The 14,064-nt window shown below is 75.2% G+C and carries 9 protein-coding genes and 1 pseudogene; 2 read left to right on the top strand and 8 right to left on the bottom strand.

Annotated features, from left to right (window positions below):
* Positions 1–1,874 (bottom strand): type 2 lanthipeptide synthetase LanM family protein (locus ABZU32_RS10495; protein WP_354920216.1); only part of this gene is annotated, 1,874 nt, incomplete at its 3' end.
* A gap of 424 nt (positions 1,875–2,298) precedes the next feature.
* On the opposite strand from ABZU32_RS10495, the gene ABZU32_RS10490 reads away from it, so the two are divergent.
* Both ABZU32_RS10490 and ABZU32_RS10485 read left to right on the top strand, forming a co-directional pair.
* Positions 2,299–3,132 (top strand): GNAT family N-acetyltransferase, encoded by an 834-nt coding sequence (locus ABZU32_RS10490; RefSeq protein ID WP_354919934.1) that lies wholly within the window; start codon positions 2,299–2,301, stop codon positions 3,130–3,132.
* Positions 3,133–3,434: 302 nt separating this feature from the next.
* Positions 3,435–4,235, top strand: a complete 801-nt coding sequence (locus ABZU32_RS10485) for a cobalt-precorrin-6A reductase (RefSeq protein WP_354919931.1) — start codon at positions 3,435–3,437, stop codon at positions 4,233–4,235.
* A 264-nt stretch (positions 4,236–4,499) separates the two neighbouring features.
* Here the strand turns inward: ABZU32_RS10485 and ABZU32_RS10480 are convergent, their stop codons facing one another.
* From ABZU32_RS10480 to ABZU32_RS10450, 7 genes and pseudogenes are all read right to left on the bottom strand, one after another.
* Positions 4,500–6,110: a precorrin-2 C(20)-methyltransferase gene (locus ABZU32_RS10480; protein ID WP_354919928.1), complete on the bottom strand. Its 1,611-nt coding sequence runs from the start codon at positions 6,108–6,110 to the stop codon at positions 4,500–4,502.
* Between the two features lie 7 nt (positions 6,111–6,117).
* Entirely contained in the window at positions 6,118–6,744 is a 627-nt protein-coding gene (locus ABZU32_RS10475; protein WP_354919925.1) for a precorrin-8X methylmutase, read from the bottom strand.
* Positions 6,745–6,914: 170 nt separating this feature from the next.
* Positions 6,915–7,652: pseudogene (cobM, locus tag ABZU32_RS10470) on the bottom strand (precorrin-4 C(11)-methyltransferase); the annotation flags it as partial.
* 121 nt (positions 7,653–7,773) lie between these two features.
* Positions 7,774–9,018: a precorrin-6y C5,15-methyltransferase (decarboxylating) subunit CbiE gene (gene cbiE / locus ABZU32_RS10465; RefSeq protein WP_354919922.1), complete on the bottom strand. Its 1,245-nt coding sequence runs from the start codon at positions 9,016–9,018 to the stop codon at positions 7,774–7,776.
* Positions 9,005–10,909, bottom strand: coding sequence for a cobyrinate a,c-diamide synthase (locus tag ABZU32_RS10460; protein ID WP_354919919.1), 1,905 nt, complete (start codon positions 10,907–10,909; stop codon positions 9,005–9,007). The genes cbiE and ABZU32_RS10460 overlap by 14 nt, the downstream gene beginning before the upstream one ends.
* Positions 10,903–11,505: a cob(I)yrinic acid a,c-diamide adenosyltransferase gene (gene cobO / locus ABZU32_RS10455; protein WP_354919916.1), complete on the bottom strand. Its 603-nt coding sequence runs from the start codon at positions 11,503–11,505 to the stop codon at positions 10,903–10,905. Before cobO ends, ABZU32_RS10460 begins: the two co-directional genes overlap by 7 nt.
* Before the next feature lie 92 nt (positions 11,506–11,597).
* Positions 11,598–13,994 carry a VWA domain-containing protein gene (locus ABZU32_RS10450; RefSeq protein WP_354919913.1) on the bottom strand — a complete coding sequence of 799 codons (2,397 nt, stop codon included), beginning with the start codon at positions 13,992–13,994 and terminating at the stop codon, positions 11,598–11,600.
* Positions 13,995–14,064: the final 70 nt, after the last annotated feature.

Raw genomic sequence — 14,064 nt, 5'->3', positions numbered from 1 at the left:
CCCTCCTCGGACGCTCGACGCCCGTGAGCCATGCCGCCCTCGGACGCTCGTCGCCCGTGAGTCGTGCCGTCCCCCGGTGCTCGCCGTGTGGTGGACGCCTCGTCCCCCGGCTCCGGCGGTCCGCCCGTCGTCCCGTCCGCCGGCTCGCGTGGTCCGGCGGCCGACCGGGCCGCCATCGAGGCCTGGATGAGCCATTCCTGGTTCTCCCGGTCGGCCGTGCCGAGCCGGGACAGCTTGGCGGCCACGGTGTCCAGCCCGCACTCCGCCGGCCGCCACGGCAGCGGTGTCCCCCGGCTGTCGCGGATCTCCGGCGAACCCGGGACCGCGCTGAAGTAGGGGATGTCCCCCGCCCACAGGTCGGCCCGCTCGGACGGCACCGCCGCCGTCCGCGCCGGGTCGCCGGCGGACACGGCCTCCAGCAGGCCGAACACCTCGTCCCTGTCGGCGGCCGTCCTGACCACGTCCGGGTGGGTCGACTCGATCATCAGTTCGCCGTAGAAGCGCGTCGGCCGCAGCAGCACGCGCACCTGGGCCCGGCCGAACCGCGACAGCGGCCCGCGGAGCAGTTCGTCGCGCCCGGCCGCGATGGCGTCGTAGGCCCGGCGGAATCCGGCGAGCAGGCTCGGCACGTGGTCGGCCGGGTCGGCGTCCACCCCGTCCAGACGGGGACGGTTGGCCGCCCCGGCGAATCGGGCGACGCCGCGCACCAGCCGCATGGTGTCGGTCCCGGCCTCCTCCCACTGGGCGGCCAGGAAGGGGTACACCTCGTCCTTGTCGCCGCCCAGCCCGGAGATGTCCAGGGCGCCGAGCTCGCCGACCATCAGCTTCGGCAGCAGGGCGGTGCGCTGCACCGAGTCCCGCAGCGCGTGCAGCGCCGGGTCGGCGGACGCCTCCACCGGCAGCGCCGGATGGAACAGCGTCTCGACGTCGACCAGCACCGGCTGCCCTCCGCAGGCGATGAGGTTCTCGTAGTGGACGTCCACGGCGTTCAGCGCGTACAGCAGGGCCAGCAGCGCGCCGGCCCGCACGTAGAACCGCTCGACCTCGGCGGCGTCGGCGCACGGCTCGGCGGGCACGAACTCAATCCAGCCGTAGCCGTCCCGGCGCGCCACCCGCGGCGTGCGCAGGCCGAGGCCGGGCACGCGTTCGTTGAGCCAGCCGGCCACCTCGCCGAAACAGACGTGCGCCTCGACCGGCCGCGGACGGTAGACGACCTTCGCTCCGCCGGCCAGCGTCACCAGGGCGACCGCGCGACCGCCGGCATGGCCGTCACCCGCCGCGGAGAACTCCACCAGGCCGCCCGGATCGCCTCCCAGGAGTTCCCGCAGGTGCGCGCCGTCCCCTGTGAAGCGGGTCAGCAGTTCCAGCCCGGTCTCCACCGCCTGGTCGGCGGCCTGGTCCAGCAGGCGGGCCAGCACGGGGTAGTCCTTCAGCAGTGCCGCCAGCCCGTCCTCGGTGCCCACCTGGCGCACGAAGCCGGCGAACCGCTCGGCCGGCGTGCCGCCCGGCAGCCGACCCCCGGCCCGCCGCGCGTTCAGCTCGTACACCAGGACGCGGGCCGCGATGCGCGTCAGCGCGGCCGTCAGGTCGGCCGCGAACCGTTCGCGGATCGAGGCGAGGACGAGTCCGGCGCCATCGGCGCCATCAGCGCTTCCGCCCTTGATGCCCTCGATGCCCTCGATGCGCGATCCGCCGGCCACCAGCCGGTCCGCCGCGCGGCGGACGAGCGGCTGTACGGCGTCGGACAGGCTGGCGGCCGGCCCGGTGGAGCCGCCCGGTACGCGAGCGACGGCCTCCGGAGCCGGGGGAGCGGGAGGCGTCTGCCCGTGAACCACGGTGCGGGTCCGGGGCGGCGCGGCGACGGACGGGCTCATAGGGGTCACAGCGCCCGAGTATCGCTTCCCCGCCCGGCACCCGACATGGGGGCGAAGCCCCCATATTCTGCGTTCCGCCTCCTGCGCCCCCGGTCCCGCACCGCTCGCGTCCCCTGGCACGGTGCGTGTCAGATGCCCGGCCGTCCCGCACGATGCCCGGCCGTCCCGCACAGTGCCCGCCATCCCGCACAGTGCCCGCCGGGGTGCGCGCGGCCGAAGCGGGCCCTCGTTTCCGTACCGGCCTGGATTGAGCGAATGCATCTGCCGGGCCGCCGCGGCATCCAAGCGGTACTTCTCCACAGATCTGAACAAAAGCGCATGATCACTGCGTTTGGTGATTATCAGCGTCATCGGGGCACGATCTCGTGTCCTTCTGCAATGTCAGCACCCATGTCGGCACCTATGTCAGCAGCAAGGAAAGACCATGTCGAACACACCGTCGGCCGCCGTGCTGGAAGCCGCCGAGGCGGAGTTCATGTACCAGTACGAGGTGGGCACGCCGGCGGACGCGAGCGCGACGCTGCACGTCGCGACGGCCCGCATCGGGGGCGGCGTCGTGCTGTCGATGCGCGGCGATCGGTCCGGTTACTGGAGCAAGGCGCTCGGATTCGGCTTCGAGGAGCCGGTCACCGACGAGCTCATCGGCCGCGTGCTGGACTTCTACCGCGGCGAGGGCGCCGGCCGTGCGGTGCTGCAGATCGCTCCGTCCGTGCTGCCGCCGGACTGGGAGGACATCCGCGCCCGGCACGGCCTGCGCCCGGGAGGCGAGATCGTCAAGGTGTGCGGACCGGTCGACGCCTTCGTCCCGGGAAGCACAGAACTGCGGGTCGGGCCGGTCGGCCCGCAGGACGCGGAAGAATGGGCCACGGTCGTGCTGTCGGTGTTCGGCATGCTCGACCAAGGGCTGGTGCGGATGATGACGGCCACCGTCGGGCACCCGCGCTTCCGGCCGTTCGCGGTGTGGGACGGCGACCGCGTCGTCGCGGGCGCGAACCTCTACCTGCACGGCGACGTCGGCGCGCTCAACGCCGGGGCGACGCTGCCGGAGTACCGCGGCCGGGGAGCGCAGTCGGCCCTGATGGCGGCCCGCGCCGAGCAGGCCGCGACCGCCGGCTGCCGATGGCTGATCGCCGAAGCCGGACGTCCTGGAGAGGGCGAGAGCAACCCCTCACTGAACAACATGCTGCGCGCCGGGCTGCGGCCGGTCTATCACCGGCGGAACTGGATCTGGCAACAGGACGCCCCCGAAGAAGCGTGACGTCAACGTCCTGTCGCCGGACCGACGACGGTCTCCGCTTGACGAGAGGAACCCACCCAAGGACGCCGTCCGAGACGCCTGACGGGGGCGCGCGTCGCGGGACCGACAATGGTCTTCGCGTGACGAGAGGAACTCACCCACGAACGCCGTCCGAGACGCCTGACGCGGACGTCGCGTCGCGGAGCCGAAATGGTCTCCGCGTGACAGGACGAACCCGCCCAAGGACGCCGTTCGAGACGCCTGACGGGGGCGTCGCGTCGCGGGACCGACAATGGTCTTCGGGTGAGGGGAGAGGACGGCCGGTGGACGGTGGACGCGGGCACGTGGGACGGACGGTACTGGTCCTGGGCGGGACCGGGGAGGCGCGGGGGCTGGCGGCCGAACTGGCCGGCAGGCCGGGGACGCGGGTGGTGTCGTCCCTGGCCGGACGCGTGAGCGATCCCAAGCTGCCCGAGGGCGAGGTGCGGGTCGGCGGGTTCGGCGGACCCGAGCGCATGGCCGCCTGGCTGCGCGAGCGGCGGATCGGCGCCGTGGTGGACGCCACGCATCCGTTCGCCGCCCGGATCACCGCCTCGGCCGTTCAGGCGTGCGCGGCGGCGGGCGTGCCGCTGCTGGTGCTCCGGCGTCCGGGATGGATCGAGGGCCCGGGGGACGACTGGCACTGGGTGGCGTCGCTTCCGGAGGCGGCCGGGACGCTGCCGGCCCTCGGCGGGCGCGTCTTCCTCACCTCGGGCCGGCAGGGGCTGCCGGCCTTCGCGGGCCTGGACGAGCTGTGGTTCCTCATCCGCACCGTGGACCCGCCCGAGCCGCCGCTCCCCCGCCGCCACCACCTCCTGCTCGACCGCGGCCCCTACAGCCTGGAGGGCGAGCTCTCCCTGATGCGCGCCCACCGCGTCGAGGTCCTGGTCACCAAGGACAGCGGGGGGACCATGACCATGGCCAAGCTCGCGGCCGCGCGCGAAATGCGACTGCCCGTCGTCGTGGTGCGGCGCCCTCCCCTGCCCCTCCCGGCCACTGACACGCAGGTCGCAGGGACCGTGGAAGAGGCCATGACCTGGCTCGACGACCTCCCCGATCCCGGTCCGGGTGAAACCGAACACTGACCACCCCGCAGCGGTGCTCGCCCTCCTCCCCGCCGCTGGCTCAGGAGCTCAAGCCGAGTGACACCGAGATGTGACCCGCACCGCACGGCACCCGCCTCCCCGGTCCTAGCCCTGGTGGAACCGAACACTGACCACCCCTCAGCGGCACTCGCCCTCCTCCGCGCTCCCGGCTCCCGGCCCCAAGAGCGCAGGCCGGGTGACACCCAGAAGTGACCCGCACCGCACGGCACCCGCCCCGCTCTCCGCTCCGGCCCCGGCCCCGGCTCAGGCAGGGTAGCGGCGTGGGGTGAACACCACCGGGCGGCCGTCCCGCTCGGCGATCCGGGTGGTGGAGGAGCCGACCACCAGCAGGCAGCGCATGTCGACGTCGGCCGGGTCCAGTTTGGCCAGCGTGGTGACGCGCAGGCTCTCGCCAGGCCCGCCGACGTCCCGCCCGACCACCACGGGGGTGTCGGGCGCGCGGTGCTCCAGCAGCAGGTCGCGGGCCGCGCCCACCTGCCAGGTGCGGCTGCGCGAGGCCGGGTTGTAGATCGCCAGCACCAGATCGGCGCGCGCCGCGGCGGTGACGCGCCCGGCGATCACCTCCCACGGCTTGAGCCGGTCGGAAAGCGAGAGCACGCAGTAGTCGTGCCCAAGCGGCGCGCCGGCCCTGGCGGCGACCGCCTGCGCGGCCGTCAGCCCGGGGACCACGCGCACCCGCACCCCCGCGAACCGGGGTTCGCACGCCACCTCCAGCACCGCGCTCGCCATGGCGAACACGCCGGGGTCGCCGGAGGACACCACCGCGACCCGGGCGCCGGACCGCGCCATCTCCAGGGCGTGCGCGGCGCGTTCGGCCTCGACCCGGTTGTCGGTGGGGTGACGGCGCTGCCGCGGGTTCGGCGGGACGCGGTCCAGGTAGGGGCCGTAGCCGACCAGGTCGTCCGCGGTGGCCAGCGCGTCCTGCGCCTCCGGCGTCAGCCACGACCGTCCCGCCGGCCCCAGCCCGACCACGACCACCTCTCCGCGAACCGCCTCCCCATGGGGCGCCTCCGGCGCGGACGCTCCGACGGCGCCAGCATGGGCGCCGGTGCCCGGGCTCACGGTGTCGCCCGGTTCGGTGGTCCGGGTGAGGGAGGCGCCGGCGCGGCTGGGGATGACGGCGATGGAGAAGTAGGGCACCTCGGCCGGATCCACCTCGGCGAGCGGAGCGATCCGCTGCCGGTCGGTGCTGGCCCGCTCGACGTACCAGGCCTCGCCCAGCCGCCCGGCCCGGTCGAGCGCCTCACGCACGGCGGGGAAGGTGCGCCCGAGCTTGAGGATCGCGGCCGACTCGGTGGCGGCGAGCCGCTCGGCGAGGACGTCCGGCGGCAGGGTGCCCGGCAGGACGGTCAGGGCCTCCTCCCCCTCGACCAGCGGACGGCCGAGCGCCGCCGCCGCCCCGCTCATCGACGTCACGCCGGGGACCACCTCGGTGGGGTAACGGTGGGCCAGCCGCTTGTGCAGGTGCATGTAGGAGCCGTAGAAGAGCGGGTCGCCCTCGCACAGGACGACGACGTCGCGTCCCGCGTCGAGGTGCGCGGCCAGCCGTTCGGCGCAGACGGCGTAGAAGTCGTCGATGGCGCCCCGGTAGCCGCCGGGGTGGTCGGTGGTCTCGGTGGTGACCGGGTAGATCAGCGGTTCCTCGACCTGGTCGCCGCGCAGGTACGGCTCGGCGACGCCGCGGGCGATGCTGCGGCCGTGGCGCGCGCTGTGGTAGGCGACCACGTCGGCCTCGCGCACCAGCCGGGCGGCCTTCACCGTCACCAGCTCGGGGTCGCCAGGGCCGAGCCCCACGCCCCACAGGCGCCCGGGTGCCGCCGGTGCGGCGTCCCGCGATGGGCCGGAGTCGTTCATGCGCAGCTCACTCTTCCTCGCTCGCGATCGCGTTGACGGCGGCCGCCGCCATCGCGCTTCCACCCCTGCGGCCGTGCACGACCAGGTACGCGAGGTCGCCGCCGTACTCCGTCAGGGCCTGCTTGGACTCGGCCGCGCCGATGAACCCGACGGGGACGCCGAGCACGGCGGCGGGCCGGCCCGCCCCCTCCCGCACCAGTTCGAGCAGCCGGAACAGCGCCGTCGGAGCGTTGCCGACGGCTACCACGGCGCCGTCGAGCCGGTCGCGCCACAGCTCCAGCGCCGCGGCACTGCGCGTGGTGCCGAGCCGAACGGCCAGTTCAGGCACCCGGGCGTCGCCAAGCGTGCAGATCACCTCGTTGCCGGCGGGCAGGCGCCGGCGGGTCACCCCGGAGGCCACCATGGCGGCGTCGCACAGCACCGGCGCCCCGGCGAGCAGGGCCGCCCTGGCGCGGGCCACGACACCCGGGGACCAGGCCAGATCGTCGACCAGATCGACCATGCCGCAGGCGTGGATCATGCGGACGGCCACGCGGGCGACGTCCCCGGGCAGTCCGGCCAGGCGGGCCTCCGCCCGGATCGTCGCGAACGACCGCCGGTAGATCTCGGCCCCGTCCCGCACATACTCGATCACGACCGACCCCCACCGTCCGCGCCCGGGCCGCCGTTCCCATCCCCGTCCGAGCTGCCCTTTTCGTTTACGTGCGCGTATGGGGCGCTATTTCCTTTTTCATCCCTGCTCTCGCTTCGGCCGTCGGACGGGCCGTCGTCAGCGTGCCGGTCGGCGTCGCCGTGCTGCGGGCCGCGGTCGCGGCCGGCGGAGTACAGGTGGCTGTCGGGGAACTCGGAGGCGGTCAGGACGCCGCCCACGACGATCACGGCGGTGCGGACGACCCCCGCTTCGGTCACCTTCGCGGCGATGTCGGCGAGGGTGCCGCGCAGGACGAGTTCGTCGTCGCGGCTCGCCCGGGCGACCACGGCCACCGGGCAGGCGGCGCCGTAGGCGGGGATCAGCTCCTCCACCACGGCGGCGATCCGCTGGACGGCGAGGTGCAGCACCATCGTGGCGCGGCTGCGCCCCAGGGTGGCCAGATCCTCCCCTTCGGGCATCGGGGTCGCGCGGGCGGACGTACGGGTCAGCACGACCGTCTGCCCGACGCCGGGCACCGTCAGCTCGCGCCTGAGCGAAGCGGCGGCGGCGGCGAACGCGGGGACGCCGGGGGTCACGTCGTACGGCACCCCCGCGGCGTCCAGGCGGCGCATCTGCTCGGCCATCGCGCTGTAGATCGACGGATCGCCCGACTGCAACCTCGCGACGTCCAGTCCCGCCGCGTGGGCGCTCAGCATCTCGGCCACGATGTCGTCCAGCGTGAGCCGGGCCGTGTCGACCAGCCGGGCCCCGGTGGGCGCGTACGCGAGGAGCTCCTTGGGCACCAGGGAACCGGCGTACAGGCACACCGGTGAGGCGGCGATCAGGTCGCGCCCGCGCACGGTGATGAGGTCGGCCGCACCGGGCCCGGCTCCGATGAAATGCACCGTCACGCCGTCGTTTCCTTTCCTTCCCGGCCGAAGCCGGACATCTGTGTGGTCTTCGCGCTCTTCCTCGCCCGGCCGCCGGCCGTCGCCCGTGGCTCCCCACCCGCGGCCGCGCCCCTTAGCGCGGTCATGGGCGGACGGCCGTCCACACGGTGACCGGGAGGGCGGGCCGCCAGGCGGTGAATCCGCCGAGCCCCCCGGCGCGCTGGACGGCGATGCGCGTCAGCTCGCCGCCCGTCTTCGCGTGCCAGGACGCCACCACCGCCTCCGACTCGACGGTCACCGCGGTGACCACGATCCGCCCGCCGGGACGCAGCGCGGCCCAGCACGTCTCGACCATGCCCGGGACGGTCGCGCCGCCGCCGACGAACACCGCGTCCGGCGGGTCGAGCCCTGCCAGGGCAGCCGGCGCCGTGCCGGTGACGATCCGCAGGCCGGGCACGCCCAGCGACGCGGCGTTGCGCGCGATGCGCTCGGCACGGTCGGCCCGGGCCTCCACCGCGACGGCCTCGCAGCCTGGGGCGGCGCGGCTCCACTCGATCGCCACGCTGCCGGCGCCCGCGCCCACGTCCCAGAGCACCCGTCCCGGCAGCGGGGCGAGCAGCGCCAGCGTCACCGCGCGGACCTCCCGCTTGGTGAGCTGCCCGTCGTGCTCGTACGCCTCGTCGGGCAGGCCGGCGACCGGGGAGAGGGGCACCGGCGGGGCCGCGTCCGGATCGGCTCGTACTTCTAGAGCGACGATGTTCAGCGCGTCCACGACGGTGCACCACCCGCCCGCGCCGGCTGCCTCGGTCGCCGTGCCGGTGAGGGTGCGCTCCGCGGGACCGCCGAGCCGTTCGAGGACGGTCATCACGGTCGCGCCGTATCCGCGGTCGCGGAGCAGGCGCGCGACCAGGCGCGGGGTCGCCCCGTCCGCGCTGAGCACCAGCACGCGCCCGCCCGGCCACAAGGAGCGGTTCAGCGACTCCACCGGCCGGCCGACGAGGCTGACGACGCCGGTGTCCTCGACCGGCCAGCCCATCCGGGCGCAGGCCAGCGAGACCGACGAGGAATGCGGCAGCACGCGCACCCGGCCGGCGCCGAGCAGCCGGACGAGCGTCGTGCCGACACCGTGGAACATCGGATCGCCGCTGGCCAGCACGCACACCTTCCGGCCGGCGTGCCGGGACAGGACCCCAGGAACGGCGGGCAGCATCGGGGAGGGCCAGGCGACGCGCTCGGCGCCGGTGTCCGGGATGAGCGCGAGCTGCCGGACGCTGCCGATGAGCACTTCGGCGGCGGCCACCTCGGCCCGTGCGGCGGGTGACAGCCCGTCCCAGCCGTCGGCGCCGACGCCCACCACGACGACCGGCGGCACGCTAGCGGAGGGCACCGGCCACCAGCCTCGCGGCCAGGTACGGACTGCCGGCCCAGTGCAGGTGCAGGTAGGAGGCCGCCAGCCGGGGACCGCCGTACCCGTCGGCGCCACCCCGCCAGCGGAACAAGGGCTCGCGCGCCGCGCCGGGGAGAGGCGCGGACGCCATCCCGGAGAGAGAGGCAGACGCCACCACCCCGGAGAGGGACGCGGAGGCCATGCCGGAAAGAGACGAAGAAGCCATCCCGGAGAGAGGGACGGGTGCCCTCCCGGAGGAAGGGGCGGGCGTCACCCCCTTCGGGGAGGAGTCCGCCGAGGTCACCGGGCCGGCGGCGGGGGTGATCCGTGTGCGGTGGAACTCGTGCCCCCGGTAGCGTTCGCCCTCGCGGGTCACCACCGAGTCCCGTACGGCCACGGCGGCGCGGTAGCCGAGCGTCAGCCGGTCGGTCATCGCGGCGGTCGCGTCCACCAGCCCGCACATGGGACGCCCGTCCAGTTCGCGGCACAGGTAGAGCAGGCCCGCGCACTCGGCGACGATGGGCCCGGCGAACGCGGAGATCGCGCGCCGGAGCGGCTCGTTGGCCGACAGCTCCGCCGCGTACACCTCGGGGAAGCCGCCGGGCAGCAGCACCGCCCGCGTGCCCGCCGGCAGGCGCTCGTCACGCAACGGGTCGAAGGGGACGACGATGCCGCCCGCCGCCTGGACCAGCTCCGCCTGCTCGGCGTACCCGAACGTGAACGCCTTCCCCCCGGCCACCGCGACCACCACCTCCGGGGCCGGCGCCCGGTCCTGGCCGCGCATGACGCCCGGCACCGGCACCCCGTCCAGGCCGCCCGCCACGCCCGGCACCCCGTCCACGTCGCGCACCCCGCCCCGCGCCGATGCCACCACGTCGCGGATCACGTCCTGGGACGCGTCCACGTGCGAGGGATGGGGTCGTGCGGCGAGCGCTTCGTGGAGGTTCGCGGCGAGCGCTTCGTGGGGGTTCCATGGGGAGGCGGTGAGCCGGGGCGCGGTGTGGGCGAGGCGGACCAGCGCGGCGAGGTCGCAGGTGGCGGCGACCAGTTCGCCCATCGCGGCCACGGCCTCGGTGGCGGCGCCGGCCCGTTCGGCCGGGGGGATCAGGCCGAGGTGCCGCGCGGGCGTCGCCGCCACGCCGGTGCGCGGGATGGCCCCGAACACCTCCACGCCGGTCTCGGCGAGCGCGTCCCGGCAGATCCGCTCGTGGCGCGGGGAGCCGACCCGGTTGAGTACCACCCCGCCGACCCGCACCCGCGTGTCGAAGGACATGAAGCCGTGGACCAGCGCCGCGACGGACCTGCCCTGCCCGGACACGTCCACCACCAGCACGACCGGCGCGTCCAGCAGCCGGGCGACATGCGCCGTCGACGCCAGATCCGTATCCGCGCCGGCCACGGCCATAGGGCCCGTCCCACCGCCCACGCCGGTCATGAGATCCGTGCCCGCGCCCATGCCCATGCCCGCGCCCGTTCCCATGCCCGCGCCTGCGCCAGCTCCCACACCTGTGGCCGTGCGCACACCCGTTCCCAGGCCTGTGGCCGTGCCCACACCCGTATCCGTGGCGGTGGCCGGGCCGGCGCCGGGGGTGGCGGAGCCGTCGAACAGGCCCATCACGCCTTCGATGACGGCGATGTCCGCCCCGGCGGCCCCGTGGAGCAGCAGAGGGGCGATCAGGTCCTCCCCCACCAGCCACGGGTCCAGGTTCCGCCCGGGCCGCCCCGCCGCGAGGGCGTGGTAGGCGGGGTCGATGTAGTCAGGTCCGACCTTGTGCGGGGAGACCACCAGGCCCTTGGCGGTGAACGCCGCCATCAGCCCGGTCGCCACCGTGGTCTTGCCCGCGCCCGAGGACGGAGCCCCGATCACCAGACGCGGGAGCGCGGTCACCATTCGATGCCCTTCTGGCCCTTCTGTCCCGCGTCCATCGGGTGCCGGATCTTGCCCATCTCGGTGACCAGGTCGGCGATCTCCACCAGGCGCGGGTGGGCGTTCCTGCCGGTGATCACGACGTGCTGCGTGCCCGGCCGCGCGGCGAGCGCGGCGGCGACGTCCTCGGCGTCGATCCAGCCCCACGTGAGCGGGTAGGTGAACTCGTCCAGCACGTACAGCCGGTAGGTCTCGGCGGCGAGATCCCGTTTGATCTGCTCCCAACCCTCGCGGGCGTCGGCGGCGTGGTCCTCCTCGGCTCCGGGCTTCCTGACCCAGGACCAGCCGTCGCCCATCTTGTGCCACGCCACCGTGCCGCCCTCGCCGGAGGCGCCGAGCACCGTCAGGGCGCGCTCCTCCCCGACGCGCCACTTGGCGGACTTGACGAACTGGAACACGCCGATCGGCCAGCCCTGGTTCCATGCCCGCAGTGCCAGCCCGAAGGCGGCCGTGGACTTCCCCTTGCCGGGGCCGGTGTGGAGGAGCACGAGCGGCCGGGCGCGGCGCTGCCGCGTGGTCAGGCCGTCGTCCGGCACGCGCTCCGGCTTCCCCTGAGGCACCTCATGCCACCTTTCCAGTCGTCGCGGCCACGGTCGTCGCGGCCACGGAGCGGGTGTTCTCCGCCCGCCCGCCGCTTGCCCTGCGCCGCATGTCAGGCGGCCCTGCGTCGTTCACGGACCAGATCGCGCAGCCCTCCGGCCGCGAGGTCCTCCAGCCGTACGGCCTCGCCGTCGAGCAGCCCCGCGAGGCGCACGGCGAGCCCGAGCCGCACCGGGCCGGTCTCGCAGTCCACCACCACGGCGGCGACGCCCTTGAGCAGCGCCGCGGACCGCCGCACGTCGGCGTCCGTGCCGCTGGTGGCCCGGCCGTCGGTGACGATCACCAGCAGCGGCCGGCGCGAGGGGTCGCGCAGCCGTTCGGCGCGCACCACTCCGGCGGCCCGGCGCAGCCCTGCGCCGAGCGGGGTCCGTCCCCCGGTCGGCAGATCGCGCAGGCGGGCCGCCCCGGCCTCCACCGACGAGGTCGGGGGCAGCACAAGCTCGGCTCCGGCGCCGCGGAAGGTGACCAGGCCGACCTTGTCGCGGCGCTGGTAGGCGTCCAGCAGCAGGCTGAGCACGGCTCCCTTGACCGCGCCCATACGGCGGCGGGCGGCCATCGAGCCGCTCGCGTCCACGACGAACAGCACGAGATTGCCCTCGCGGCCCTCGCGCACCACCTCGCGCAGGTCGGCGGGCCGCACGACCAGCCCCGGCCCGGTCCTGCCGCGTTCCCGCTGGTAGGGCGCCGCGGCGCGGAGGGTCGCCGTCAGGTGCGGCGTGCCGAGCCGGCCGGACGGCGCGCGCGACCCGGTGACGCGTCCGTGCGATGTGCGGGCGCGGGACCGGCGTCCGGGAGCGCCCGTGCCGAGGCCCGGCACGGTCAGCGCCCGTACCCGGTACGGCTCACCCGCCGGCGTCGTCCGCTGCTCTCCGGTCGCGCCGCGTCCGGACCGCCCGGACGCCTCCTGCCCGTCCGGGTGCTCGGAGGCGGACCCCGTACCGGCCATTCCGGTACTGACGTCCTGCCGCCCCGAGTCATCGAGGTCGAAGGCGGTCTCCCGGTCGAACCCCGATCCATGGTCGGGACGGGACGCGTGGTCGGCGCCGTAGCCGTCCTGGCGGGGATCGGCACGGTGAGCCGGTCCGGCGCCGGGATCCGGGCCGTAGTCGCCGTCCGGACGGGCGGCGGGATCCGGACCGGAGCCGCCATCCGGGCCGGCGCCGGGATCGGGGTCGAGGTCCGGGTCGGAGTCGGGATCGAACGCGGAGCCCGGGTCGGGATCGCGGTCCGGGTCCGGGTCCGGATTCGGGTCGGGGTCCGCGTCGGCGGCCGCCGCGCGGCGGAGCAGGTCGTCGAGTTCGGCCTCGTCCAGGCCGGGAGCGTCGAACGGGTCGCGCCGGCGGCGGTGCGGCAGGGCGAGCCGCGCGGCCTGCCGGATGTCCTGCTCGGTGACCCGGGTGTCCCCCCGCCAGGCCGCGTGCGCCACGGCGGCGTGGGCGGTGATCAGGTCGGCGCGCATCCCGTCCACTTCCAGGCCGGCGCAGACGGTGGCGATCCTCCGCAGGGCGGCATCGGTGAGCGTGACCCGCCCCAGGCGGTCGCGGGCCTCGGCGACCCGAGCGGCGAGCGCCCGCTCCGCCTCCCGCCATCGTGCGGCGAAGCCCTCGGGGTCCTCCTCGTACGCCAGCCGCCGGCGCACCACCTCGGCCCGCTCGGCCGGGTCCCGGGAGGCCACGACCTCGACGGTCAGTCCGAACCGGTCGAGAAGCTGGGGACGCAGTTCCCCCTCCTCCGGGTTCATGGTGCCGACGAGGATGAACCGGGCCGCGTGCCGGACCGACACGGTGTCGCGCTCGACGTAGCAGGTGCCGAGCGCCGCGGCGTCCAGCAGCAGGTCCACGAGGTGGTCGTGCAGCAGGTTGACCTCGTCGACGTACAGGACGCCCCGGTGCGCCGTCGCGAGCAGGCCCGGGTCGAAGGCCTTCACCCCTTCGGTCAGCGCGCGTTCGAGGTCCAGCGATCCGACGAGCCGGTCCTCGGAGGCCCCGACCGGCAGCTCCGCGAGCCGGGCGGCCCGCACGAGCGCGCCCGGCCCTTCGGCGTCCGGCGTCCCTTCGTCGTCGCGCCGCCCGTTGTCGTCGCGCCGCCCGTTGTCGCGCGGCCCTTCGTCGTCGTGCCGCCCGTCGTCGCGCTGCCCTTCGGTGTCATGCACTCCTTCTGTGTCGTGCGGCCGGTCGCTGTCGTGCGGCCCGTCGGGGCAGCCGGGGTCAGGCGCGGCCGGGTCGCAGGAGAAGCGGCATCCCGCGACGACCGCGACCGGGGGCAGCAGCGCCGCCAGGGCCCGCACGATCGTGGACTTGGCCGTCCCCTTCTCCCCGCGGACGAGCACGCCGCCCGTGCGCGGGGACACCGCGTTGAGGATCAGGGCCAGCTTGAGGTCCTCGTGCCCCACGACCGCGGTGAACGGGTAGTGGAGGAGTCCCTCGGCCGTCATGGGCCGGTCCGGCATGTGTCGGTGTCCTTTCGGCGGCGCGCCCCAGCGGGCCGCCGGCTCGGGTCGGCGCTTGTCGTTCTCGTCG

Origin of the sequence: Sphaerisporangium sp. NPDC005288 (assembly GCF_040607475.1) — a bacterium.
GTDB classification, from domain to species: domain Bacteria; phylum Actinomycetota; class Actinomycetes; order Streptosporangiales; family Streptosporangiaceae; genus Sphaerisporangium; species Sphaerisporangium rhizosphaerae.
Note: the sequence above shows the minus strand (reverse complement) of the source record. Positions and strands in the feature narration are given on the sequence as shown.